We start from the raw sequence: 26202 nt of genomic DNA on the forward strand, positions 1-26202 counted from the left end.
GCTATGGTGCGGAATTGTCTCGCTCAGTATCGGTCCTTGAACCCGCGAGCCGTCAGGAACCATGCAAAACCCATCGCCGCCGACAATAAAAATACCGAGGAAGGGCGCTGCAACGACGTGAGCACGCCGCCGGCCGCCCCCCCCAGGAATACGCCCAGCGACTGGGCCGTATTGTAGAAGCCCAGTGCCAGTCCTTTGTACTCTGGTGGCGCCACGCGGGAAACCAGCGAAGGCTGCAAGGCCTCCAGGATATTGAAGGCGATGAAGAACCCCACCAGCAATATGACCACCGCCGGGAAGCTTTGACTGGCCAGCGGCATGACCGCCAGCACGACCACCAGCCCTGCCACCGCGATTTCCAGCGCCAATTTGTGCATGCGGCGGGTTTCCGTATAGAAAACGGCCGGTACCATCAGGACGAACGACAGCAGGATGACGGGCAGATACACCTGCCACAGGCTGGCGGTGTCATAGCCGCCCAGTCTGGCGAGCATGCCGGGCGCGACGATGAACAGCGCCATCAGGATGAAGTGCAGGCAGAATACCCCGAAGTTCAGCCGCAGCAGGTCGACATGGGCCAGGACATCGCGCGGCCGCGCCTGCACGATGGGCGTCTTGGCCAAAGGCACGACCGGCACCACGAAGCTGGCGATCAGCAGGCAGACGAAACCCAGCAGGCTGATCGCCCAGAACAGGCCGGACAACCCGAATTCCCCCACCAGCACGGGTGAAAGGACCAGCGACACCGCAAATGAAATGCCGATGGAGCCGCCCACCATGGCCATGGCTCGCGTGCGCACTTCCGGACGGGTGGCATCGGCCACCCAGGCGGTAATCGCCGCCGACACCGCGCCCAGGCCCTGGATCACGCGTCCGACGATGATCCAGTCGACGTTTTCCGCAAGCGCGCAAATGACGCCGCCCACAATGAACAGCACCATGCCGAACACGATTACCGGACGCCTGCCGAAGCGATCGGACGCCATGCCCAGCGGTATCTGCATGACGGCCTGCGTCAGGCCGTAAGCGCCCAGCGCCAGGCCTACGCGCGTCGCGTCATTGCCGCCCGGAATGGCCTGCGCCGCCACGGCGAAGATGGGCGTCAGCAAGAACAGGCCCAGCATCCTGGACGCAAACAGCAGCGCGAGCGTAATGCTGGCGCGCCGTTCAACCGGAGTCAGCTTGAGCCGGGTTTTCGGGGAGTGGCCCGGACGGGCGGCGGGAGTACTCATAAGATTCGTGAAATAGTGTCCTGGTCTGGCGCCGTGACTGCATTGGACCATAGAAGTCACCGGCACACGGAATCCGACAGCGCGTTATAGTAACAAGTTGGCCTTTAAAAGACGTAACCACCAAGCTTATGGAAGCGATACGCATCCGGGGCGCCCGTACGCACAATCTGAAGAATATTTCAGTGGACCTGCCACGCCACCAGCTCGTCGTCATTACGGGGCTGTCGGGGTCGGGCAAGTCGTCGCTGGCTTTCGATACCCTGTACGCGGAGGGCCAGCGCCGCTATGTCGAAAGCCTGTCGGCCTACGCGCGCCAGTTCCTGCAACTGATGGATAAACCGGATGTCGACCTCATCGAAGGCCTGTCGCCCGCCATTTCCATCGAACAGAAATCGGCCGGCCATAATCCGCGCTCCACAGTGGGAACCATTACCGAGATTCACGACTATCTGCGGCTATTGTACGCGCGGGTCGGCACCCCTTATTGCCCCGAGCACGGCCTTCCCTTGCAGGCACAGAGCGTCAGCCAGATGGTCGATAAAGTGCTTTCCTGGGCGCCCGAGACTCGTCTCGCCATCCTCGCCCCCCTTGCCCGGTCGCGCAAAGGCAGCTTCGAGGACGAGTGCGCCAGCTTGCAAGCGCAAGGTTTCGTGCGCGTGCGGGTGAACGGCGAAATGCTGGCCATCGACGAACTGGCGCCCCTCAAAAAAACCGGCAAGCACGACTTCGACGTCGTCATCGATCGGCTTCGTATCAAGCCCGAAAGCCAGCAAAGGCTGGCCGAAAGCTTTGAAACCGCCCTGATGCTGGCCGAAGGCCGCGCCATCGCCCTGAACATGGATACCAGCGAAGAGCATCCCTTCTCAAGCCGCTACGCCTGTCCTGTATGCCATCACAGCCTGACCGAGCTAGAACCCCGGCTCTTCAGCTTCAACAACCCCGTCGGCGCCTGCCCCAGTTGCGATGGGCTCGGCCAAGTTGATTTCTTCGACCCCAAGCGTGTCGTGGCTTTTCCCGAGCTGAGCCTGACCAGTGGCGCGATTGCCGGCTGGGACAAGCGCAATGCCTTCACGCATACGCTGCTGACCAGCCTGGCGGCGCACTATGGCTTCGATATCGACACGCCTTTCGAAGAGCTCCCTCCGGAAATCCGGGAGCGTGTCCTGTACGGGTCGGGCGACGAGGAAATCTCGTTTCTCTATCTCAACGAAAAGGGCCGCACCTCCGTCAAGAAGCATCCCTTCGAAGGCATCATTCCCAATCTGGAGCGCCGCTGGCGGGAGACGGACTCCAGCGCCGTGCGTGAAGAACTCGGCAAGTACCGGCATACCAAGGTCTGTCCGGACTGCCACGGTTCGCGCCTGCGTCCCGAGGCCAGGCATGTCCTGATCGGAAACGAGCGCCGCGAGGGGGAGCGCCGTGGCTGCGCCATCTATGAAGTCGAGGCGCTTTCGCTTTCGGCTTGCCTGGAATGGTTCCAGTCGCTGGAATTGACGGGCGCGAAGAAAGAAATCGCGGAACGCATCGTGCGCGAAATCGAAGCCCGCTTGGCGTTCCTGAACAACGTCGGGCTGAGCTATCTGTCGCTGGACCGGAGCGCCGACACCATCTCCGGCGGCGAAGCGCAACGCATACGCCTTGCCAGCCAGATCGGATCCGGCCTGACCGGCGTCATGTATGTGCTCGACGAGCCGTCCATCGGCTTGCACCAACGAGACAATGACCGCCTGATCCAGACGCTCCAGCATCTGCGCGATCTGGGCAACAGCGTAATCGTCGTCGAACACGATGAAGACATGATACGGGCCGCCGATTTCGTGCTGGACATGGGCCCGGGCGCCGGAGAACACGGCGGACGCATCGTGGCCCAGGGCTCGCCCCAGCAATTGGCAAACGACGAGAACTCCCTGACCGGCCTGTACCTGAGCGGAAGACGACGCATCGCGATTCCTGATCGCCGCCCGGTGGCGCCCGACATGCCCTGGCTCAGGCTGACGGGCTGCCGGGGCAACAACCTGAAGGACGTGGACCTGGCCATCCCCGCCGGCCGCCTGGTGTGTGTGACCGGCGTATCGGGTTCGGGCAAATCCACGCTGATCAACGATACGCTGGCGACCGCTGTGGCGCAGCAGTTGCATCGGGCCCAGGCCGAGCCGGCACCTTTCGATACGCTCGACGGCCTGTCGAATTTCGACAAGATCATCAATGTGGATCAAAGCCCCATCGGGCGCACGCCGCGCAGCAATCCGGCCACCTACACCGGCATGTTCACCCCTATACGCGAGCTGTTCGCGGGCGTGCCCGAAGCGCGGACGCGCGGCTACGACCCCGGGCGTTTTTCCTTCAACGTCAAGGGCGGCAGATGCGAAGCCTGCCAGGGAGACGGTGTCGTCAAGGTCGAGATGCACTTCCTGCCGGATATGTACGTGCCTTGCGATGTGTGCGGCGGCAAGCGCTACAACCGCGAGACCCTGGAGATCCGCTATCGCGGCAAGACCATCAGTGAAGTCCTGGATCTGACGGTCGAGCAGGCGCTGAGCTATTTCGAAGCCGTGCCCACTATTTCACGCAAACTGCAAACGCTGATCGACGTCGGCTTGTCGTATGTGCGGCTGGGCCAAGCGGCCACGACATTGTCCGGCGGCGAAGCGCAGCGCGTGAAGCTGTCGCTGGAGCTCTCCAAGCGCAGCACCGGCCGGACGCTCTATATCCTGGATGAGCCCACGACCGGCCTGCATTTCCAGGACATCGCGTTGCTGCTCGACGTACTGCGCAAGCTGGTCGACGGCGGCAACACCGTCGTGATCATCGAGCACAACCTCGACGTCATCAAGACTTCGGACTGGGTCATCGACATGGGCCCCGAAGGCGGCAGCGGCGGCGGCCGCATCGTTGCTCAAGGCACCCCCGAGGACATCGCCGCCTGCCCAGAGAGCCATACCGGCAGCTATCTTCGGCCTCTGTTGGAGTCCAAGGGGTCAGACCCCGTATGGGGTCTGACCCCGGCATCACAATAGCAGAGGGTCGAGGGGTCAGACCCCGCATGGGGTCTGACCCCGACAAGCTCAATACGGGGTCTGACCCCAACAAACTCAGGACTCCATCCGGAAGATCTGGCCATGCTCGCGTATGGCGTAGCGGTCGGTCATGCCCGCGATGTAGTCGGCTATGGCGCGGGCCTGTGCGCTGGGGTCGTCGCGCCGGTAGTCGTTGGCCAGCAGGCGCGGGTCGTTCAGGAAAGCGGTGAAGAGATCCCGGACGATGCGGCGCGCCTTGCCGGTCATGCGCATGACGCGATAATGGCGGTACAGGTTTTCGAACAGAAAGCGCTTGAGCGCATCCGCCTGCTGGCGCATGCCGACCGAGAATGCCGCCAGCGGGGGGCATGCGCGAACCGCGTCGGCGCTGTCCGGCTGGTAGCGCCGGATATTCTCCAGGGTGGTTTCCGTGAGGTCGACCACCAGGGTGTTGATCATTGCCCGAATGATCTCTGCCACCAGGCGCCGCTTTTCGATGGATGGGTAACGACGCTTTACCTGCGCATGGTGCGTGGCAAAAATTTCCAGCATTTGCAGCTGCTCGACCGTGATCAGGCCCGATCGCAGGCCGTCGTCGATATCGTGGTTGTTGTAAGCAATTTCGTCTGCCAGGTTGGCGATCTGAGCCTCCAGAGAGGGCTGCGTGCGCGTCAGGAAGCGCTCGCCCACATCGCCCAGCCTTTCGGCGTGTTTTGCCGAGCAATGCTTGAGTATCCCCTCGCGGGTTTCGAAGCACAGGTTCAGGCCATTGAAGGCGGCATAGCGCTCTTCGAGCTCATCGACGACGCGCAAGCTTTGCAGATTGTGCTCGAATCCCCCCGCCTGCGGCGCGAATTCGCGCATGCAGGCATTGAGCTCATCCTGGCCGGCATGACCGAACGGGGTGTGGCCCAGGTCGTGGGCCAGCGAGATGGCTTCAGTCAGGTCTTCGTGCAGGCCCAGGTTGCGCGCAAGGGTCCGGGCGATCTGGGCGACTTCGATGCTGTGGGTCAGCCTTGTGCGGAAAAGGTCGCCTTCGTGATTGATGAAAACCTGCGTCTTGTATTCGAGCAGGCGGAAAGCATTGCAATGGATGATGCGGTCGCGGTCGCGCTGAAACTGGTTGCGGCCGACGGGTGGCGCTTCGTCGTACCGGCGACCGCGTGTTTGCTCGGCATGGGAAGCGTAGGGAGCAAGCCGCGTCATCGCCGCCCCTTACACGCTGATGCCGGAAGGCAGCGGGGGCTGCTCGCCCGCGGCGGAAACCGTGGACGCCAGCACCCGCCTCAAGGCGTCGAGCGGCGCCGGCTCGAAGCAGGCCCGCCCGATTTCGGGCAGCAGGATGAAGCGCAGGGTCCCGCCTTCCGTTTTCTTGTCGACCTGCATCAGGTCTATCCATCGATCCACGCCAAGGTCGGGAGGCTGGACGGGGCAGCCTATGGCCTCGACCAGCGCGCGGACGCGCCGCGCGTCCGCCGGCGGCAGCCCATGCGTCAGCACCGACAGTTCGGCCGCCTGGACCATGCCGCAGCCGACGGCTTCCCCGTGCAGCCACTGCCCATACCCCAGCCCGGCCTCGATCGCATGGCCGAAGGTGTGCCCGAAGTTAAGAATGGCCCGCAAGCCGGTTTCCCGTTCATCTTGCGACACAACATGGGCCTTGAGTTCGCAGGACCGCCGAATGGCATAGGTGATGGCTTCCGGATCCAGGGAACGCAATTTCGAAGCGTTCCGTTCGCACCAGTCGAAGAATTCCGCATCGATGATCAATCCGTATTTGATGACTTCCGCCAAGCCCGCCGAGATTTCCCGCGCAGGCAGTGTCTGAAGGACATCGGTATCGATCTCCACGGCGACCGGTTGGTAGAACGCCCCGATCATGTTCTTGCCCAGCGGATGATTGATGGCGGTCTTGCCGCCCACCGAGGAATCCACTTGTGCAAGCAGCGTAGTGGGAACCTGAAGAAACCGTATGCCGCGCATGTAGCTGGCCGCCGCGAAACCGCACATGTCTCCGATGACACCGCCTCCCAGCGCAACCAGCACGCTCTTGCGATCGTGGCGGCCCTGCAACAGGCCATCGAAAACAAGATTCAGCGTTTGCCAGTCCTTGTGCGCCTCGCCATCCGGCAGCGTGATCCGAATGACCGGCTTGCCGCTGCGAGCCAGCGCCCGTTCCGCGCGCTCGCCATAGATGGAGGCAACCGTGGGGTTGGTAACGAGCGCAATGGCGGTGGCGTCGGCGGGTATGCTTTCCGCCAAGCGGTCCAGACGTCCAGGCGCCACATGGATGGGATACCGCCCTCCCGGCGTATCCACCTGCACTGTACTCATGGGTTCACCTTATGTTGTTGAAGCAAGGGCAGCAAGGCACGCAGCACTTGCGGCAAAGGCATGGTGCCGGTTTCGAATGTGACGTGCGCCACGCTTTCATACAGCGGCTCGCGTTCGGCCAGCAGGTCGCGCAGGCGGCCCTGAGGGTCGGCGGTCTGAAGCAACGGGCGATTTCGGTCCCGCGCCACGCGCCGGTACAGCTCGTCTGCGCCGGCGCGCAAATACACCACCACGCCACGCTCTTTCAGATAGCCGCGGTTCTCGGCCGCCAGTACGGCGCCTCCGCCGGTAGCCAGGACGATGCCGCGTCTTTGCGAGCACTCGTCCAGTGCTGCGGTTTCGCGCTTCCGGAACCCTTCTTCGCCTTCAATGTCGAAGATCAAGGCGACCTTGACGCCGCAGCGGGCTTCGAGCTCGTGGTCCAGGTCGATGAATTCCCGGCCCAGAGCCCGCGCGAGCTGGCGCCCGATTGTGGTTTTTCCGGCACCCATCATGCCAACCAGGAAAACGGGCGCGTCGTAAGGCAATGTAGCCTGCGGCACATCGGACGGCGGACCAAGGCCGTGCCCGGTTTCTGGGGGCTGAAAAGGTAAAGAATCAATCATTTGTGTATTATCCCACTTGCAAGCCGGATGCACGCCGCTACACTGCATTACTCGGTTACATAAACCTGAAGCGCAAATCATAGTCCCACCCGGCTTGGACTTAAAATCGCACCTAATGAGTTCCTCTGACAAATCCCCCAAAAGCACCTCCGGCGCATCCGGCTCATGGATAGGCCGCTTCTTTCTCAAGGCGACCATTTTCGTGGCGGGCCTTGGACTGTGCGGCGCCTTGCTGGGTTCGCTCGCGCTTGCGCTGGCCTGGCCCAACCTGCCCGACCTCAGCGCCATGATCGACTATCGCCCGCGGGTGCCGTTGCGCATCTATACGGCCGACAAGGTGCTCATTGGAGAATTCGGCGAAGAGCGCCGCAACGTGCTGCGTTTCGACGAAATACCCGATGTCATGAAATCGGCCATTCTATCAGCCGAAGACGACCGCTTTTACCAGCACGGCGGCATAGACTGGATGGGGGTCGGCCGGGCCGTCATCGCCAACCTGACCAATCTCTCGAAATCGCAGGGCGCCAGCACCATTACGATGCAAGTGGCGCGCAATTTCTATCTGTCATCGGAAAAAACCTATACGCGCAAGTTTTACGAGCTGCTTCTTACCTTCAAGATCGAGGCCACGCTGACCAAGAATCAGATCCTTGATCTTTACATGAACCAAATATACCTGGGCCATCGCGCCTATGGCTTTGCCGCGGCATCGCGCACCTACTTCGGCAAGCAGCTGGGCGACGTCACGCCCGCCGAGGCCGCCATGCTCGCGGGCATCCCCAAGGCCCCCTCGCGCTTCAATCCCATCGCCAACTTCGAACGGGCAAAAACGCGCCAGCTTTACGTACTGAACCGCATGAAGAACCTGGGCTACCTGACCGAAGCCGAACACCAGGAAGCCGTCAAGCAGGAAATCGTGCTCAAGTCGGCGCCAGGCACGCCCGCGGGCGGCTACGCCATTCACGGCGAATATGTGGCGGAACTGGCGCGGCAGCTGCTGTATGGCGTCTACCAGGACAACATCTATTCGCGCGGATTCAACGTCTACACCACGGTGCAGTCGAAAGACCAGGAAGCGGCCTACCAGGCCGTGCGCGAGGGCATACTCGATTACACCCGGCGTGCGCCTTACCCCGGCCCCGAAGAGACGCTGGACCTTCCCGAAGGCATAGAGAAAAACCCGGCGCGGCTGGACACCCTGCTGGATGAACTGCAGGAAAAATACCCCGATAACGTGGATGTCCTCACGGCCGTCGTGCTGTCGGCGTCCCCCGAGAAAATCACGGCCGCCCGTTCCTCCTCCGAAATCATTGAGATCACCGACAAAGGCGCATTGCGCATCGTCGCGCGGGGCCTGGTCAAGAACGCCAAGGAAAACGTCCGCATACAACGTGGGTCGGTGGTCTACGTGCACAAGAACGGCGACCACTGGGAGGTCATCAACATGCCCACCGTCCAGGCGGCGTTCGTTTCGCTACGCTCCCAGGACGGCGCCATCCAGTCCATGGTGGGCGGCTTCGACTTCGAAGAAGGGAAATTCAACCGCGTCACGCAGGCCTGGCGCCAGCCCGGTTCGGCGTTCAAGCCTTTCATCTATGCTTCGTCCCTGGAACGCGGGCTGACTCCCGCCACGCAAATTTCCGACGAACCCTTCGTCCTGACGGCGGCCCAGACCGGCTCCAAGGCCTGGACACCCAAAAACTACGGCGGCAAGTACGAACCCATGCTGACCATGCGGCAAGCCCTGTACAAGTCGAAGAACATGGTGTCCATTCGCATCATGCAGGCGGTGGGCCCCAAATACGTGCAAGACTATCTGACGCGCTTCGGTTTCGATCGCGAACGCCAGCCCGCGGTACTGCCCCTCGCGCTCGGCGCGGGCAGCGTCACCCCCTTGCAGCTCGCGGGGGCCTACGCCGTCTTCGCCAACGGCGGCTACCGCGTGCCGCCCTACCTGATCGACCACGTCACGGACAGCGCCGGCAAGGTCATCATGCAATCCAAGCCCATCATGGCCGGCGATGCGGCGGCGCGGGCCATCGATCCGCGCACCGTCTACGTCATGAACGACATGATGCGCGGTGTGGCAACCCAGGGCACGGGCGCACGAGTCCACCGAGAACTCAAGCGCAACGACATCGGCGGCAAGACCGGCACCACCAACGATTCGCACGACGCCTGGTTCGCAGGGTTCACGCCCAAGCTTGTGGGCATCGCCTGGATGGGCTTCGATCAGCCTCGCTCGCTGGGCTCCAGCGAAACCGGTGGCGGCGCGTCCCTGCCGATCTGGCTCAACTACATGCGCACCACGCTCAAAGATCAGCCACAGACGCCGCCGGGCCCGCTGCCCAGCGGGCTCACGCTGGTGAATGGCGAATACTATTTCTCGGAATTCCCCCCCGGCCAGGCGGTCGCACGTGTCGGCCTCCCCTCGGCGCAAGACATTCCCGTCGATGGCGGCGGGTCCGACGGCATCAGCAACCTGCTCAATCAATTGACCGGTGTCCGCTCCGAAGGCCTTCCCAAAGAGACGACCATTCCGTTCTAACGGATGGCTGGCCCATGCGCTATCATTAGCACGGGCCAGCCGCTCACTTTTTCCCTGCCACTGGAGCTTCTCATGCAAGCGCCTTACAAACAGACTGCCGTCCACCGGGTTTGGCGCATGGCCGCCGGCCTGTCCCTGCTTGCCCTGGTTGCCGCCTGCGGCTACAAAGGCCCGCTGTATATGCCACCGCCCCCGGCCCCCGACGAATCATTGGTAGCGCCGCCCACGTCGGGCACCGTTCCCACCACCCCATCCGAAAAGAAAGAATGACAGTAGCCCCGCACTTTCAACACAAGAACGGCGTCCTGCACGTCGAAGATCTCGCGCTTCCCGTGTTGGCCCAGAAATACGGCACGCCTCTTTATGTGTACTCGCGCCAAGCCCTGCGCGACGCATGGGAATCCTACCGGTCGGCCATCGGCGATCGCAAAGTGCTGGTCTGCTACGGCATGAAAGCCAATTCGAACCTGGCGGTGCTCAACGAATTCAAGACGCTGGGCGCCGGCTTCGACATCGTCTCGGGCGGCGAACTGGCTCGCGTGCTGGCCATCGGCGGCGACCCATCCCGTATCGTGTTCTCGGGCGTGGGCAAACAGGCCTGGGAAATGAAGGCCGCGCTGGAAGCCGGCGTCAAATGCTTCAATGTCGAATCCGAAGCCGAACTGCTGCAGCTTTCCGCCGTGGCCGAAGCGGCTGGAAAAACGGCTGCGATATCGCTACGTGTGAACCCCGACGTCGACGCCAAGACCCACCCTTATATATCCACCGGACTCAAGGACAACAAGTTCGGCATCGCCATCGGTCACGCGCTGACTGTCTACCAGCGCGCTCAATCGCTGCCCGGCCTGGAAATCGTCGGGGTCGACTGCCACATCGGCTCGCAGATCACCGAGGTCGGCCCCTACCTGGACGCCCTGGACAAGCTCATCAAGCTCATCAAGACCTTGGCTGAGCACGGCATACATCTCAAGCATCTCGACCTGGGCGGCGGAATAGGCATACGCTATACCGATGAAACGCCTTTGTCGCCCTCGACCTTGCTGGACAATGTCTTCCAGGTTCTGAAGGCAAACGGCCTGGACCACCTTGAAATCGTGCTCGAGCCCGGGCGTTCGCTGGTGGGCAACGCCGGCGTGCTGCTAACCAAGGTGGAATACCTGAAGCATGGCGAAACCAAGAACTTCGCCATCGTGGACGCGGCCATGAACGACCTGATCCGTCCCACCCTCTATAGCGCCTGGCACGGCGTCGAACCCGTAACACCCCGTGGCGGCGACGCTCAAGCGCCGCACTACGACGTCGTGGGCCCGGTTTGCGAAAGCGGCGACTGGCTGGCGCGCGACCGCCAGCTGGATATCCAGCAGGGGGATCTTCTTGCTGTCATGTCGGCCGGCGCCTATGCCTTCACCATGGCCAGCCAATACAATACGCGCCCGCGGCCGGCCGAGATCATCGTAGACGGCAAGGCCGACCATGTCGTCCGCCCGCGCGAAAAAGTCCAGGACCTCTTCGCCACCGAGACCACCTTGCCGAACGACTAGGGCCTGCCCGCTTGTGTGTGTTTGTCTTCCTGTCGCTGCGGCATAAAGAATGTGAATTCGGTGCCGTTAAGCAGATGTGGGGCAATCCCTGGCCGCTTTCACTGGAGCGGCCGCTGTATCATCGCACAAGACAAGGGCTGGCCTTATAGATCATGACGGTCTCGACTATAACTCGCAGGAAGCTGGGCAAGAGGATCACAAGCCTCCGAAGCCGGCTGATCTATTATTTTTCGCTCTATCTGCTTCCTGCGATCATTGTGTTGTGCTCCGTGCTGGCCGTCATGCTTCTGCCCGAGCGCTACCCGGCCACGAACGCCCAACGGCTCGAATTCCGGCATGTCCCGGATCCGGACGCCATACTGACTCCATATGGCGCCCTGGCCGATCTCAAGGGCCGCGCCCCGAATCCGGCCGCTCCCGTCAGTCCCGCCAGCTGGCTGCTGATCAACGTGCCAGGCGACGCCAGCCTTGCCCATTCGGCGCTGGAAATTCCGACCCGGCTGCTCCAGTCGCTATCCTGCTGGAATGTGCACAGCATGACGACGCTCGGAGAGGTCGAACAGCGCAACACCCAAGGCTCCATCCGCATCTCCAAGCAGGGCTACTCGATCGCTCTCGACGGTGTGCCGCTGCCGGCCTCGATTCTTTGTAAGGCGAAATTGTCGGAAACCGGCGCGCTCTCCGTGAATCTCTGGGACACGCCGGACCTGATCAAGTCCAATAATCGCTATGAGCGCGGCATGGGCCTGCTGGAAGGCGGCCTGTTGACCATGGCGCTGTTCATTGTCGTCATTGCCCTGACGACCAAGACATGGACCTATCTGCTCCTGGCTGCCTGGCTGGTGGGCAACCTGCGCCTGGGCGCCTACGCCATGGGGTGGGACAACCACTGGCTGGGGCACAGCATCCCCATGGAATGGATGCCGTTCATTCGCCAAGTCACCGTCGCCGCTTATTTCCTGCTGACCTATACGCTTTTCACGCAGCTTTTCCGGGGTGCGCACAACGTCAGCCACCCTCGTTTGCTGCGGGCGGCGCAATGGTCGGGGCTCGCATTGCTGGCCGGCTCGTTTCTCTTGCCCTATGAATGGTTCGAGCCCCTGATGTGGGTCACCTGCGGATTCGGCATCCTGGTCGTGGCTTTCCTCCTGGCGCTCAATATCTACCGTACCCCATCCCGGTTCTGGATGTGGCATGTGGTAGCCCTGAGCATGGCGCTGTGCGTCATGTTTTCGGGAATTCTCATCGCTCTGTTCGGCCGCACGGAGTTCACCGACATCTTCAACGGCGTCATTGCCCTGCTTCTGTCCAGCGTCACGGTTGCGCTGGCGGTGGCCGAGCGCATGCGCGAGGACACGCTGGAGCGCATTCGCGTCCAGACCGAGCTGATCAGCAATTATGCGATGACACCGGTGGGAATGTTCACCCTCGACTCTTCCGGCGTCTTTCTGCGCATGTCGCAGGTCCTGGAACAGATGCTCGGCATTCCGGCCCGCCACGGCCAAACCAGTCGCTGGACCGACTATTTCGAACCCCAGGAATGGGCCGCTGTCGCGAGCGCGACAAAAGCGGGCAACGAAGTCGAAATCAAGCTGCTCGACTCCGCATCCAAAGCTGGCCGGCCGCAGCATTTCGTCCTTCAGGCGGCCCTGTCCGGTAGCCATATCGACGGCTCCCTGCTCGACGTCACGGCACGTACGCAGACCATACAGCGTTTGCGTTCCCTGGCCGACAACGATCCGCTCACCGAGGTATTGAATCGACGCGGCATAGAAAAAGCCGTCAAGGAGGCCCTGAACAGCGTTGCGCAAGGCGTGCCCTGCGCGCTGGCCTACCTCGACCTCGAGCACTTCAAGCGCATCAATGGGCTGTTCGGACATACCGCCGGCGACGAAGTCCTGAAGCTGGTCTGCGAACGGATCCAGGCCAACCTGACCGAAGAACAAAAGGTGGGACGCATCGGCGGCGACGAATTCGTGATTCTGTTTACCGGATGCACTGCGGCGGAAGCCAAGAAACTCGCCACCCAGGTCAGCGACAGCATCAACACGACGTCCTTCAACATCGGCGCCCGCGCCTTCCAGATCGCCACCGCCATGGGCGTCGTGGCGCTGAACATGGGCATGACGGTCAAAGATGCGATTTCCGCCGCCAGCCATGCCTGCCGGGACGCCCGCAAGCGCCGCCGCGATGTGATGGTATACGAGGAAAACTCCCTGGAACTGCAGGAACATGCGGAAGAGCTCCGGCTGTTCGACCAGCTGGAAGGCGGTCATTCGCCACGCGGCCTGTATCTGGACATGCAGCCGATCATGTCGCTGGACAGCCCCATGGAATCGCTCAACTTCGAGGCGCTGCTGCGGGTGCGCGATTCCACGGGTTCGCTCATTCCTTCCGGAAAATTCATCGCCTCCGCCGAAGAGAACGGCACCATCACCCTGATAGACAAGTGGGTGTTCACGGCGACGCTGGAATGGCTGGCAAAACACGAAAGCCGCCTGCCAAGCACCCGCTTCGTCAACGTGAACCTGAGCGGCGTGTCCCTGAACGACGAGAAGTTCATCAATTCGCTGTTCAGCATCCTGGAGCGCTATGAGCATCTGTGCAAGCTCCTGTATGTCGAGATCACCGAGGGCGTCGCGCTGCAGGATCTGAATCGCACGCGGCAGTTCATGCTGCGCCTGCGTCGCATGGGCGCCCACATCGCGCTGGACGACTTCGGCGCCGGTTATTCCTCGTTCTCGTACCTGAAGGAGCTGCCGGCCGACGCCATCAAGATCGATGGCGCGCTGATCAAGGATATGCTGGCCCACGAGACCAACAAGGCCATCGTGCGCACCATCAGCGAACTCGCCCGCAACCTGGGCATGAAGAGCATCGCGGAATGGGTGGAAGACTGCGACACGCTGGAGGCCCTGAAGGAAATGGGCATAGACTATGTGCAGGGTTACGCGGTTTCCAAGGCGAAGCCGCCCATTGACATCCTGAACGCGACTTCCATCCTGGACCTGGTGTCCGACCCGGATACCAGGTCGTTCATCTTGCGGCAGAATCGAGACTAGCTTCGGTTTCGGTCAGGATCGGGCGGCGAACGCTGCGGGGCACCGTCTTGTTGCGCTTGTAGGCGTACATGCGCTCGTCCGCCAGTTCCAGCGCGGACTCAAGCGTGCCGGCCTCGGACTTGAGCGCCATGCCAAGCGACACGTTGACGTTCACGCGGGCAAGCGCGGACTCAAGCCGCGCGATCAGCAGCTGCGCAATGGCCGGCGTGGTGCTGTAGGTCACCACACCGAATTCATCGCCGCCCAGCCTGCCCACCGAGTCCGAACTGCGCAAGGCGGAGGATATCGTCTGCGCGGTCAGGCGCAGGAGGTCGTCGCCCGCGGAGTGGCCATGGGTGTCGTTGACGACTTTCAGGAAGTCCAGGTCGAACATGACAATGGCGGCATCGGCACCGGATTTCATGCATTGGGCTTCGATCTGCTTGAGCCGGCGCATCCATCCCGCCCGATTCAGCACGCCGGTCAGCGCGTCGATGAAAACGTCGCGCTGCATCTCGTTGACCAGCTCGTTGGCGACAAGCAGTTCAGCACAAAGATCCACCGTGAATGAAATAGTGCGCGCGCAGGCCCTGACACGGCGCCAGTCCTCGTGCGTCGCGCCGTCTATGACCGCCTGTTCCGCGATGCCCAGAATGCAGCCGGTCGGCTCCTGGCGCTCATTGAACAGATTGAATTTCAGCAGGCAGTCGCCCGCCTGCACGTCTTGAAGATGGCCGGTGAAAAACTGCAGCTGCTCGGCGGCATTCAGGCTGCGTGTAAAAAGATGCGCAAGGGCCCGGCTTTCGACCCATTGGCCACCCGCCAAGGCAGTGAGCGTGTCCACCGTCGGACTGGTGAATGCGCCGGTGCCCACGGCTAGCGGCTGCGCACCCACGACGCTGGACATGCAGGCCCAGCCTTGCACCGGAAGGAATTCGTTCAAGAGGCGCAGGTTGGCATCGAGCGCATCCACGGTCAGGCTGTCTGCACGGGCTTGATTGTTCGATGCTTTCGAGGCTGCCAACATGGTTATTGGTTATTATTGCTGCATATGTAGATAGGCTGTTCGAGCCCGCGCCAACCATGACATTGTATGTCGTCGAGCGTCCAACTGTAAATTCTACAATATCCAGATATATATGCCAGCAAAGAATGGCGGCGCGGATCAGGCACGCTTGGAAAGGGCTCAGACCCCGCATGGGGTCTGAGCCCATAAGGAGCTGCCATGGAACACGCCAAGGGGTCAGACCCCGTACGGGGTCTGACCCCACAAAGAACTGCCATAGAGCCCGCCGGGGGTCAGACCCAAGGGTCTGACCCCTCGACCGCTTACAGTTCGCCGTAAGAATGCAGCCCGGACAGGAACATATTGACGCCCAGGAAGGCGAAGCTGGTGACCAGCAACCCAGCCAGCGCCCAATAGGCGGCCATGGTTCCGCGCAAGCCTTTCATGAGCCGCATGTGCAGCCATGCCGCGTAATTCAGCCACACGATAAGCGCCCAGGTCTCCTTGGGATCCCACTGCCAGTAGGTGCCCCAGGCGTCGGCGGCCCATAAGGCGCCCAGTATCGTGGCCACCGTGAAAAACGCGAATCCCACGGCGATGGCGCGGTACATGATGTCGTCCAGGATTTCCAGCGACGGCAGCTTGCGGGCTATGGGGCGCCGGAAGGCCAGGATGACGCCGACGATGATGGCTCCAAGGCCGAAATACAGCATCCAGGTGGCAGAGAACTGGCCCGAGCTGAATACCAGGGGTTCAGCGCACAGAATGGCGCCGAGCAGGAACAGCGGTACGAGCTTGCCGACCGAGCGGGTTTCGCCATGTTCTTTGACCAGGTAGGCGAAGCCCACCATGGCCGCTAGCGAGAAAGTGCCGTAGCCGATGAAGTTGGCGGGTACATGCAGCTTCATCCACCAGCTCTTGAGCGCCGGCACCAGCGGCTGGATCTGGAAGGCGTCGCGGGTGAACGAATACCATAGCAGGAAGACCACGGCCGAGCTGATGACCATGAGCACGAAACCGCCCAGCGCGCGGGTGGCATAACGGCGTTCGTAGTAAAGATAGAACAGCGCGGTGATCAGCGCGAACAGGACGAAGACTTCGTACAGGTTGCTGACGGGAATATGGCCGATGTCCGGCCCGAGCAAATGGCCTTCGCGCCAGCGCACCAGCATGCCGGTGGTGCCCGCGTAGACGGCCCCCCAGGTCAGCGCCGTGCCAAGCCAGGCGGCCGTCTTGCTGAGGAATCCCGCCCAATAACAGACCATGGCCAGCACGAAAAGTGCGCACATCCAGAGTATGGCCGACTGGGACGAGAAGAGGTACTTCAGGAAGAACACGTTCTCTGCGCGCGTGATGTCGCCCTGGGCCAAGCCTTGGCCCCCGCTGTATAGCCAGATGGCGAAAAGCGCGCTGGCGCCGCAAGCGATCATGATGGTGCGCAAGGGTCGCCACAGCCACGCCATCCAGCTCAGGCCCACGACCGTGCCACAGAGAATGGCTTTTTCGTAGTAGTCCATATTGGCGCTGTATGCGTTGAGCGCATAGAACGCCCCCGCCGCGAGGACCAGGAAAAAGACGATGTCGGTCCAGTCGGGCTTGCCTCGCTGACCACGCGAATCGCCGCTCACCGTCATCGACGGTTGCCAGCCGGCGGCGTTCGATTGAATGATGGTTTCGGACATAGGAACCTCGTTAAGTGGTGAAGCGCTTGAACGCCTCTTTGAAGCGTTCGAACTCGTGCGTGAAGTCGAGCGTGCGTTTCTGTGATGTCATGGCGGCCATGATGTCGCTGCCGCTCTCATGCGGCTTGATCCATATCCAGATGCGGCGATCGCGTATGTAGAACATGGAAAACACGCCGATCACGAGCAACAGGCACCCAAGATAAACCGTATTCTTGCCAGGGCTGCGCGCCACCTGGAACACGCTGGCCTCGACCTGATCGAAAGACTTGAGCGTCATGAATACGGGCGCAGGATAATCGGGCAGGTTGGCCAGCCCGAGCAGCGCCATTTGCATCCATTGATCCGCCGCCTGGCCCTGAGGCCCATCATAGTCGATTGCCGGACGGCCCGAGCGCTCGCGCATGGCATTGCGCAATTCGATCAGGGACAGCTGGATCATCGGCACGGCAAAGCCGAGCACGTTCTCGCGGTCCTGTTCGGGCACATGGTCGATGATGCCGTTGAAGCCCGCGCGGCGGAATGTAAGCAACGCGTTCTCGGCCGCTTTCTGGAGCAGTTCTTCAGGCAGATCGCCGCTGCGGTTCTTCGCGACGAAACGCTGCACGGCCAGGCGGACCATGGCCGGGTCCGCCAGTGCGGCGCGCAAATCCATGAATTCGGCAACCGAATTCTTGTCGTCCACCGGTATGCGGATGTAGCGATACGGCACCGAGGCTGATTCCCGCACGCCCGCCAGGAACACCGGAACGCCATCGAGCACGATGGGGAGCATATAGTTGGTGAACTCATAAGCCTGGCCATCGCTGCCTATGATGCGGTATTGCACGCTGGGCCCGACATTCGTAAGATGTTCATTACGCGCACCCGCCGCGCTGCCGGTAACGGCCGCCACGTGCTCGATCATGGCCTTGGGCTGGGGTTCGGCGTCGCCCGACAGGTCCTCGACGTTGATGACACGCAGGCCGGAGAATTCGACCTTCAGGGGTATGCCTTTCCCCTCGCCCTCGACCGTCAATTCAGCATCTTTGCCGACCACGCCGTTCAGGTCGAAGGGGCGGCTCACGGCGCCCTGCAGCGGATACCCCACCATCTGCAGCGTGCTGCCGCCGTCATCGAAACTGGATTGATAGACCGTGACGCCTTTGTAGCGCAGAGGTTCGTTGACTTCTATGGTTTGAGAAAACGACGCGCCCGTTTCCGGATCGGTGACCTCGACTTCGCTCTTGAAACTGCTGGGCATACCCGTGGAGTAGTAGTCCACGATGAATTTGTTGAGCTTGAGCGCGAAGGGCAGCGGCTGCACCAGCACGCCGTTATCCACGCTGATGATGCCGTTGCTGCTGGTGGCGCCTTCAGGAACCAGCATGTTGGCCCGGAAGCTGGGGTTCGCTGGCGAAAGCAGCCCGGTGTCAGGGACATCGGAGATCAGCATGTTCTCGGTGAGGGGGACCTTGCCACCCAGCCATACCTGCAGGCGAACCGGCAGTTCGCTGTCCAGAAGCCCGCCCACGCAGACCACGACGATGGCCGCATGGGCAAAGATATAGCCCAGCCGATTCGCGCCGCCCTTCTTGGCAGCCACCATGACGCTGTCGCCATCGTGACGCAGCTTGTACTTATAGCCCTGGGCGCTCAGCCATTGCTGCATGCCCGCCAGGGCATCGGCCGTGGACAAGGCGGAAGTGGCTTCTACGCGATGGTGAAAGGAGCGCAGGCTGCTGGCGCGCACGTATTCGCGAAATGAACGCGCATCCTTGATCATCTTGGGCGAATTGCGCAACAGGCAGATGGTGGTGGATACGACCAGGAAGCCCATGACCACCAGGAACCACCAGCTGTTGTAGATATGCCAGATAGAGAATTTGTCGAACAGGGCGAACCAGAATGGGCCGAACTGATCGATGTAGGCGCTGGCCGCCTGATTCTGCTGCAATACCGTGCCGATGAGGCTGGCTACGCAAATGAACACCAGCAGGCTGACGGCAAAGCGCATGGAGCCAAGCAGTTCGAGGATGTCCGCGCTGAGTCGGCGCTTGGAAGTGGCAGTGTTCACAGAGGCAGAATTCATGAAAAAGAGGGGACGGCAAACGTGCCTCCCCTCTTATTTTAGACCTGAAAATGGGAATCAGACCCGGTACTCTGTAAGGGGTCAGACCCTGTACAGGGTCTGACCCCCAAGTTTTTTGTTTTAACGCAAGCCGGCGGCGTAGTCCGCTACCGCGGCGATGTCCGCGTCGGACATACGGTCGGCGATATCGTGCATGATTGTGTTGTTGGCGCGGTCGCCGCTGCGGAACAGCTTGAGCTGTTCGGCAATGTAGGACGGGAACTGGCCCGACAAACGCGGATAGGCGCCCGGTATGCCTGCGCCATTGGGCGAATGGCAGCCTGCACAGGCCGGCACCTTGCGGTCGGGCAGGCCGCCGCGCCAGATATGCTGGCCGCGTTCCATGGTGGCTTCATTGGTGGCGCTGGCCGCGGCTTCGGGGTTAGGGGTTTGCATAGCCAGGAACAGCGCGATGTTCTGGCGGTCTTCGGCCGTCAGCGGGGTAGCGAAAGCGGTCATGACGGAATTGGCACCGCCAGGACCACGGCGCGCGGGCGGGGTCTTGTCGTCTTTGGGGGCGAAATCGATCAATTGCTTGACGATGTATTCATGGGCCTGTCCCGACAGATTGGGGTTGGCGGGAATGGTGCTATTGCCGGCGTCGCCGTGGCAGCTGGCACAGGCCAGAATGCCGCGTGCGGCATCGCCGTTGACATAAAGTTGCTCACCCTTGGCGGCATCGGGCTTGGCGCCTGCCGCATCGGCGGCATGGACAAGTGAAACTACGGGAGAGCCCAGCAGCAGGCCGCTGGCAACTACGATTCTGGAAAGCACACGCTTCATGAAGACCTCGACGATCGCTATTCGATCCGGTGCCGTAGACACCACGATGACAATGCCACTTCCATGCAAGGAACCCGAAATGGAAATGACGCAACTGTTTCAAACCTGCGATTATACAATAGCGTATAAATTAAACCGATCTAGGTAACCCTGTGTCCATTTTGCATCGCGCCGCTTTCACCACCTCCGCCGCCCGGCTCGACCAGCTTCCGGCGCCGACCACGGCGGAAGTCTGTTTCGTCGGCCGCTCCAATTCCGGCAAGTCCTCGGCCATCAATGTGCTGACCAATCAGCGTCGGCTGGCCTTTTCCAGCAAGACACCCGGCCGCACCCGCCTGATCAATATGTTCGGCATACCGGATCCGGTCGAGCCCGACGCCTTCCTGGGCTTTCTCGTCGACTTGCCGGGCTATGGCTACGCCTCGGTGGCCCAACAGGCACGGGAAGAGTGGGCCGACGTGCTGGGCGGCTACCTGCGCGAACGCAGCTCGCTGGCCGGCATCGTGATGCTCATCGACATACGCCGGGGCGTCACCGACCTCGACCGCCGCCTGGCCGACTGGGTCGCCCCCACCCGCATTCCGGTGCTTGCTCTGCTGACCAAGGCCGACAAACTGCCCTATGGGCAGCGGGTACGCGCCGTCGCCGAGGTCCGGAAACAACTCGCCGATCTGGGCGCGCTCAAGGCACTGCCCTTTTCGGCCACTCACCGCATCGGCATCGAAGACGCCACCGCGCATATTGAAAACTGGATTTCTCCCAAGGTTGTGCCATGACATCTTTCATTCTCCCCGCCGACTTCCCCGCCGCACGCCCGCGCCGCAATCGCCGCGACGAATTCTCGCGCCGCCTGGTCCGGGAAAACGTTCTTACGACGAACGACCTGATCTACCCCGTATTCGTCCGCGAAGGCCAGGGCGTGCAAGAGCCAGTGCCTTCCATGCCGGGTATCGTGCGCTATTCCCCCGACACCTTGCTGGCCGTGGCGCAGGAATGCGTCGAACTGGGCATACCAGTGCTGGCGCTGTTCCCGGTCATCGATCCGCAATTGAAGACACCTGACGGCATCGAAGCCGCCAACCCGGACGGCCTGGTGCCGCGCATCGTGGCGTCGCTCAAGCAACGCTTTCCAGAGCTTGGCATCCTGACCGACGTCGCGCTGGACCCGTACACCAGCCATGGCCAGGACGGCGTCATCGATGATGAGGGCTATGTGCTGAACGAGCCCACGGTCGAGATCCTGTCCAGGCAGGCGCTTGTTCAGGCCCAGGCCGGCGTCGACATCGTCGCGCCTTCCGACATGATGGACGGCCGGATCGGCGCCATCCGGCAGGCGCTGGAGTCCGGACAGCATATCTACACCCGGATCATGGCCTATTCGGCCAAGTACGCCAGCGCGTTCTACGGCCCCTTCCGCGATGCGGTCGGCTCCGCCAGCAATCTGGGCAAGTCCAACAAGTTCACCTACCAGATGGATCCCGCCAACCGCAACGAAGCGCTGCGCGAAGTCGCCATGGACATCCGTGAAGGAGCCGACATGGTCATGGTCAAGCCCGGCCTGCCCTATCTGGATATCCTGCGCGATGTGAAGAACACCTTCGGCATGCCGACCTATGCCTATCAGGTAAGCGGCGAGTACGCGATGATCAAGGCAGCGGCCGCCAACGGCTGGCTGGAGCACGACAAAGTCATGATGGAGTCCCTGATCGCCTTCAAGCGCGCGGGCGGCGACGGCATTCTTACTTACTTCGCAATCGAAGCCGCCAAGCTCATGCGGGCATAGGTGGCAAGGTAGGGGTCAGACCCCGCATGGGGTCTGACCCCAGCGCCACACGGACATAAGTGCCAGGATAGGGGTCAGACCCCGTATGGGGTCTGACCCCATGCTTTTTTGCCGGCCGGGAGCCTCGCCGCTATGGACATTCGCGGCAACTGCGGTTATGGTGTCGATGTCTCGGGCGCTGGCGACAGCGACTCGAGTTTGTTGCGGTAGCATTTGCGCCAGTACAGTCCTGTACTGGCGTTTTTTCTTGCCGCGGTCAATCGCTCAACACGGTAGAAAGCACGGCCGAGAATTCCCGGGCATTCTTGAAACCCACCACGCGCGTGCGTTCAAGTTCCGAGCCTTGGGAATCGAAAAAAATGATGCCCGGCGGGCCGAACAGCCGAAAACGCTTGAGCAGCTCCCTGTCTTCGGGCGTGTTCCCGGTGACATCCGCCTGGACCAGGACGAACCGCGACATCAATGCCGCCACGCCTGGATCGCTGAACGTGAATTTTTCCATTTCTATGCAGGACACGCACCAATCTGCGTAAAAATCCAGCATCACCGGCTTATTGGTGTTCGCCAGCAGGTTATCGAGTTCCTGCACCGAATGCACACGCGTGAACGCGACAGGCGACGCCTGTGCGCCGGATCCTGCAAGCACCCCTGCGGCCGGCGTGAAGGGCGCCAGCGGCCGGAACAGATCGCGGCCGCCCGCCGATACGCCGACCAGCACGATCGCCGCCCAGACGGCAAGCAGCAGCCCCAGGGCCTTGCCCAGGTGCCGGACAGGACCGCTTTCAGTGCCTGCCGTGTCGAAAGTGCCCATCAAGGCCGACGCCCACAATGCCAGCAAGGCCCATCCCAGCATGTAGAGCCAGGCAGGCAGGATGGAATTGACCATCCACCATGCCGTGGCGACCAGGAGGATACCGAACAGGTATTTGACGCGATTCATCCAGGGGCCCGCCTTGGGCAGCAGCAGGCCCGACGAAGCGCCCACGGCCAACAGCAATAGGCCTTCGCCCCATGCCAGCGCAAACAAGGCGGTACCGCCCAGCACCAGGTCGCCGGTCTGGGAAATGAACAGCAGCACGCCGGCCAGCGGAGCAGCGATGCACGGTCCGACAATGAGGGCCGATATCATCCCCATCAGGAACACGCCGCCATAACGCCCTCCCGGGATCGCGGACAAGCGCCGGTTCAAGGCGGTCTGCATGCCGGTGGGAACCTGTAGCGTGAAGACATCGAACATGGCCAGCGCCAGGACCAGCAGCAGCAATGCGAAGATCGCGAGCACCCAGGGCGTTTGCAGCCAGACGGCAAGGCTTGCGCCGATCAGCCCGGCCACGATGCCAAGCACGGTGTATACCAGCGACATGCCCAGTACGAAAGCGGCCGCCAGGGAGAGCCCCTTCCAGCGAGATGCCGGCTTGCCACCGGCCGCATCGCCCGCCAGGATTGCCAGCAGGATGGGCACCATGGGAAGCACACAAGGCGTGAACGACAGCAGGAGGCCCAAGAGCAGGCACAGCGCAATCACCTGCAGCCATCCTGCGTTCGATAAATAGTCGGCGAAACCCGTATCCCCCAGGTTCAGCGCGCTGACCAGACCCCGTGCTTCGCTGGGGCCTGAAGCGGCCGAGAAGGCGGAGGCCGGCAGCTGGGCCACCACGCCGGCGCCGCTCGCCGCGTAGCCGCCCTCGACCGGCGTCAGCGTGATCTCTTGTGTCATGGGCGGATAGCACAGCCCTGCGTCCGCGCAGCCCTGGCTGGTGATGGCAAGCGTAAATGCCTGTTCGCGGCCGGGAAGCAGCGGCAACCTTACCAGGACCTGGTCATAATAGACTTCGAGATCCTGTTCGAAGGTGGGGTCGTATTTGACGATGCCTGCGGGATACTGCGGCTGGCCGATCGACTCCGCAGCGGCTTCGGGCTGTGTGGCGAAGGCGAAGCGCTCGCGGTACATGTAGTATTTGGGCGCAACGCGAAAGTGTACCGCCAGCTCGGTCGGCGACGTATGCGCCACGGACAGCACGAAGGCTTCGTCCGGCGGCAGGAAGTCCTCTTCGGCGTATGCCGGCCGTATCGCCGCAACAGCGGAAAACAGCAAGCCCAGGATGACGAATATCCGCAGCACCGCGGCCAATCCGGTGATGGCGACGCCCATGCGCATGAATCCGCCATTCGTATTGCACACGCTTGCCTGGGCCGCCAACGACCGCTGATACTGCAACATTCGACTTTCCTTATTGTGTTTAAGGGCCTGGTGACACCGAAAGCTAAGCGGCCCTAGCCCAACTGCCTATTCCCGGGATGCTTGGGCGCGCACCCATTCCAGATACTCGCTGGTACCCCCTATGACGGGCAGCACCAGGACTTCAGGGACCTCGTAGGGATGCAGCGCCAGCAGCCTGGCGATCATCTGCGGCGCCCGGACTCCCGTCGTCTTGATGGTGATGGGAATCTCGTCGGCGCCTTCCAGCGCACCCTGCCACATATACATGGACAATCCGGATTGCCCAAGGTTCACACAGGCGGCAAGATGCTCTTCGACGAGGATATGCGCAATGCGCTTGGCCAGCAGCATATCGGGCGCATTGGTCAGGACGACCACGACATCGTGGCTTGCCAGAGCGGCGTAACCGGAAGGATGCGGGACCGGCGTTTGGGCCGACGGTGATTCAGAGCTCACGCGCGATATTCCACAAAGGACAAGGGCCTGTCATTTTAACCGGCTCAAAAAAAACGGGCCGAAGCCCGTTTTTATGGGGTCAGACCCCGTACAGGGTCTGACCCCTTGTGCAATACGTGCAGGGCCAGACCCTCAAGCGGGGTCTGGCCCCTTGTACATACGCGTGGGGTGGGACCCCATACGGGGTCCCACCCCTTCATCCAAACTTATTCAGCGTCGGCAACTTCGACTTCAGGACGATCCACGAGCTCCATGAATGCCATGGGAGCGTTGTCGCCTTGACGGAAGCCCATCTTCAGAACGCGGGTGTAACCACCGTTGCGCTCTTTGTAGCGGGGGCCGATTTCGGCAAACAGCTTGACCACGGCGTCGCGATCGCGAAGGCGGGCAAATGCCAGGCGCTTGTTGGCCAGGGTGGGTTCTTTGCCCAGAGTGATCAGGGGTTCCACCACGCGACGCAATTCCTTGGCCTTGGGCAAGGTAGTCTTGATGGCTTCGTGTGTGATCAGGGAAACAGCCATGTTGCGGAACATGGCAAGACGATGACTGCTGGTGCGATTTAATTTACGCAGGCCACTACGGTGACGCATGATGATTTCCTTTGAATCTAATTGAACGGAGACATTTCCGTTGGTTGACCGGATCTTCTATCAGCCAGGCTGCGGTCCGGGAGGCGAAACTTTACCACAAAAAGCGTGCCCCTTTTCCTTGAGAAACCCCAAGGCGAAGGGCGCCGGTTCCGTCGCGGGGCCAGACCCCGTATGGGGTCTGACCCCATGCCATGGATCAGGGGCGTTCCAGGCCCAAAGGCGGCCAGTTCTCGAGCTTCATGCCCAGCGTCAGGCCACGCGCGGCAAGGACTTCCTTGATTTCGTTGAGCGACTTGCGGCCCAGGTTCGGGGTCTTGAGCAACTCGTTCTCGGTGCGCTGGATCAGATCGCCGATGTAGTAGATGTTCTCGGCCTTCAGGCAGTTCGCAGACCGGACGGTGAGTTCCAGGTCGTCGACCGGGCGCAGCAGAACCGGATCGATCTGAGGCGCACCACGCGACGGTACGCTGTCGTAGGAATCGCCGGCACCTTCCAGGGCGGCGAATACCGAGATCTGGTCCATAAGAATGCGCGCCGATTGGCGTACGGCTTCTTCGGGCGAGATGACACCGTTGGTCTGTATGTCGAGAACCAGCTTGTCCAGGTCGGTGCGCTGTTCGACGCGAGCGCTTTCGACGGCATAGCTGACACGGCGGACCGGACTGTAGGAAGCATCGAGAAGAATGCGGCCGATGGTATGGGTACGGTCGTCGGAAAGAGCACGAACGTTGCCGGGAACGTATCCGCGTCCCTGTTCCACCTTGATCTGCATCTCGAGCTTTCCGGCTTCGGTCAGCGTCGCGATCACGTGGTCGGGATTGATGATCTCGACGTCGTGAGGCAACTCGATGTCGCTGGCCACCACGACGCCCGGCCCTTGCTTGCGCAGGACAAGCGTGACTTCTTCGCGGTTGTGCAGCTTGAACACGACCCCTTTCAGGTTCAGCAGGATATCCACCACGTCTTCACGCACGCCGGCGATCGTCGAGTATTCATGCACGACACCCGTCATTTGGACTTCGGTGGGTGCGTAGCCGGTCATCGAGGACAGCAGGATACGGCGCAGGGCGTTGCCCAGCGTGTGGCCGTAACCGCGCTCGAACGGCTCCATGATGACTTTGGCGTGATTCTTGCCCAGGGGCTCGACTTCGATAGAACGGGGTTTCAGAAAACCTTGAGACGACATGGATATGTTCCTTTTCAATACCCTCGGCTCGTTACACCGATAAGGCTGACGGACAGACCGGAATACC

At 61.7% G+C, this 26202-nt stretch carries 19 protein-coding genes; 7 read left to right on the forward strand and 12 right to left on the reverse strand.

Features of this window, described 5'->3' with window-relative positions:
- Window positions 1-23: 23 nt before the first annotated feature.
- Window positions 24-1232, reverse strand: a complete 1209-nt coding sequence (locus ACSBPU_RS22150) for an MFS transporter (protein ID WP_442594272.1) — start codon at window positions 1230-1232, stop codon at window positions 24-26.
- Window positions 1233-1360: 128 nt separating this feature from the next.
- On the opposite strand from ACSBPU_RS22150, the gene uvrA reads away from it, so the two are divergent.
- The gene (uvrA, locus tag ACSBPU_RS22155; protein ID WP_442594274.1) at window positions 1361-4249 is read left to right on the forward strand and encodes an excinuclease ABC subunit UvrA; all 2889 of its coding nucleotides are present in this window, start codon (window positions 1361-1363) and stop codon (window positions 4247-4249) included.
- A gap of 75 nt (window positions 4250-4324) precedes the next feature.
- Here uvrA and ACSBPU_RS22160 read toward each other — a convergent pair whose 3' ends face one another.
- The 3 genes from ACSBPU_RS22160 to ACSBPU_RS22170 are packed head-to-tail and all read right to left on the reverse strand — an operon-like array spanning window position 4325 to window position 7188.
- Complete coding sequence (locus ACSBPU_RS22160) at window positions 4325-5455, reverse strand: deoxyguanosinetriphosphate triphosphohydrolase (protein ID WP_442594276.1); 1131 nt, start codon at window positions 5453-5455, stop codon at window positions 4325-4327.
- 9 nt (window positions 5456-5464) lie between these two features.
- The gene (aroB, locus tag ACSBPU_RS22165; protein ID WP_442594278.1) at window positions 5465-6583 is read right to left on the reverse strand and encodes a 3-dehydroquinate synthase; all 1119 of its coding nucleotides are present in this window, start codon (window positions 6581-6583) and stop codon (window positions 5465-5467) included.
- Window positions 6580-7188 (reverse strand): shikimate kinase, encoded by a 609-nt coding sequence (locus ACSBPU_RS22170; protein WP_442594280.1) that lies wholly within the window; start codon window positions 7186-7188, stop codon window positions 6580-6582. Before ACSBPU_RS22170 ends, aroB begins: the two co-directional genes overlap by 4 nt.
- 115 nt (window positions 7189-7303) lie before the next feature.
- On the opposite strand from ACSBPU_RS22170, the gene ACSBPU_RS22175 reads away from it, so the two are divergent.
- From ACSBPU_RS22175 to ACSBPU_RS22190, 4 genes are all read left to right on the forward strand, one after another.
- On the forward strand, window positions 7304-9736 hold the full coding sequence (locus ACSBPU_RS22175; RefSeq protein WP_442594282.1) for a penicillin-binding protein 1A: 2433 nt from the start codon (window positions 7304-7306) through the stop codon (window positions 9734-9736).
- Between the two features lie 72 nt (window positions 9737-9808).
- On the forward strand, window positions 9809-10006 hold the full coding sequence (lptM, locus tag ACSBPU_RS22180; RefSeq protein WP_442594284.1) for an LPS translocon maturation chaperone LptM: 198 nt from the start codon (window positions 9809-9811) through the stop codon (window positions 10004-10006).
- Window positions 10003-11277: a diaminopimelate decarboxylase gene (gene lysA, locus ACSBPU_RS22185; RefSeq protein ID WP_442594286.1), complete on the forward strand. Its 1275-nt coding sequence runs from the start codon at window positions 10003-10005 to the stop codon at window positions 11275-11277. The genes lptM and lysA overlap by 4 nt, the downstream gene beginning before the upstream one ends.
- Before the next feature lie 152 nt (window positions 11278-11429).
- The gene (locus tag ACSBPU_RS22190) at window positions 11430-14339 is read left to right on the forward strand and encodes a putative bifunctional diguanylate cyclase/phosphodiesterase (protein ID WP_442594288.1); all 2910 of its coding nucleotides are present in this window, start codon (window positions 11430-11432) and stop codon (window positions 14337-14339) included.
- On the opposite strand, the gene ACSBPU_RS22195 is transcribed toward ACSBPU_RS22190, so the two are convergent.
- The 4 genes from ACSBPU_RS22195 to ACSBPU_RS22210 all read right to left on the reverse strand — a co-directional run bounded on the left by ACSBPU_RS22195 (window position 14314) and on the right by ACSBPU_RS22210 (window position 19899).
- On the reverse strand, window positions 14314-15345 hold the full coding sequence (locus ACSBPU_RS22195) for a GGDEF domain-containing protein (protein ID WP_442594290.1): 1032 nt from the start codon (window positions 15343-15345) through the stop codon (window positions 14314-14316). The genes ACSBPU_RS22190 and ACSBPU_RS22195 overlap by 26 nt on opposite strands.
- Window positions 15346-15647: 302 nt before the next feature.
- On the reverse strand, window positions 15648-17006 hold the full coding sequence (gene ccsB, locus ACSBPU_RS22200) for a c-type cytochrome biogenesis protein CcsB (RefSeq protein ID WP_442594292.1): 1359 nt from the start codon (window positions 17004-17006) through the stop codon (window positions 15648-15650).
- A gap of 10 nt (window positions 17007-17016) precedes the next feature.
- Window positions 17017-19077 (reverse strand): cytochrome c biogenesis protein ResB, encoded by a 2061-nt coding sequence (locus ACSBPU_RS22205; RefSeq protein WP_442594294.1) that lies wholly within the window; start codon window positions 19075-19077, stop codon window positions 17017-17019.
- A 120-nt stretch (window positions 19078-19197) separates the two neighbouring features.
- On the reverse strand, window positions 19198-19899 hold the full coding sequence (locus ACSBPU_RS22210) for a c-type cytochrome (RefSeq protein WP_442594296.1): 702 nt from the start codon (window positions 19897-19899) through the stop codon (window positions 19198-19200).
- Window positions 19900-20051: 152 nt separating this feature from the next.
- On the opposite strand from ACSBPU_RS22210, the gene yihA reads away from it, so the two are divergent.
- Both yihA and hemB read left to right on the forward strand, forming a co-directional pair.
- Window positions 20052-20675, forward strand: coding sequence for a ribosome biogenesis GTP-binding protein YihA/YsxC (gene yihA, locus ACSBPU_RS22215; RefSeq protein ID WP_442594298.1), 624 nt, complete (start codon window positions 20052-20054; stop codon window positions 20673-20675).
- On the forward strand, window positions 20672-21682 hold the full coding sequence (gene hemB, locus ACSBPU_RS22220) for a porphobilinogen synthase (protein WP_442594300.1): 1011 nt from the start codon (window positions 20672-20674) through the stop codon (window positions 21680-21682). The genes yihA and hemB overlap by 4 nt, the downstream gene beginning before the upstream one ends.
- Window positions 21683-21938: 256 nt before the next feature.
- On the opposite strand, the gene dsbD is transcribed toward hemB, so the two are convergent.
- The 4 genes from dsbD to ACSBPU_RS22240 form a co-directional block, all read right to left on the reverse strand.
- Window positions 21939-23834 carry a protein-disulfide reductase DsbD gene (gene dsbD / locus ACSBPU_RS22225; RefSeq protein WP_442598487.1) on the reverse strand — a complete coding sequence of 632 codons (1896 nt, stop codon included), beginning with the start codon at window positions 23832-23834 and terminating at the stop codon, window positions 21939-21941.
- 135 nt (window positions 23835-23969) lie between these two features.
- The gene (gene cutA / locus ACSBPU_RS22230; protein WP_442598489.1) at window positions 23970-24254 is read right to left on the reverse strand and encodes a divalent-cation tolerance protein CutA; all 285 of its coding nucleotides are present in this window, start codon (window positions 24252-24254) and stop codon (window positions 23970-23972) included.
- 311 nt (window positions 24255-24565) lie between these two features.
- A complete protein-coding gene (rplQ, locus tag ACSBPU_RS22235; protein WP_180068534.1) occupies window positions 24566-24949 on the reverse strand; it encodes a 50S ribosomal protein L17 in 384 nt (127 codons plus the stop codon).
- Window positions 24950-25145: 196 nt separating this feature from the next.
- Window positions 25146-26135: a DNA-directed RNA polymerase subunit alpha gene (locus tag ACSBPU_RS22240; RefSeq protein WP_180068532.1), complete on the reverse strand. Its 990-nt coding sequence runs from the start codon at window positions 26133-26135 to the stop codon at window positions 25146-25148.
- Window positions 26136-26202 lie beyond the last annotated feature (67 nt).

This window comes from Parapusillimonas sp. JC17, assembly GCF_052180245.1.
Classification (GTDB): domain Bacteria; phylum Pseudomonadota; class Gammaproteobacteria; order Burkholderiales; family Burkholderiaceae_B; genus Parapusillimonas.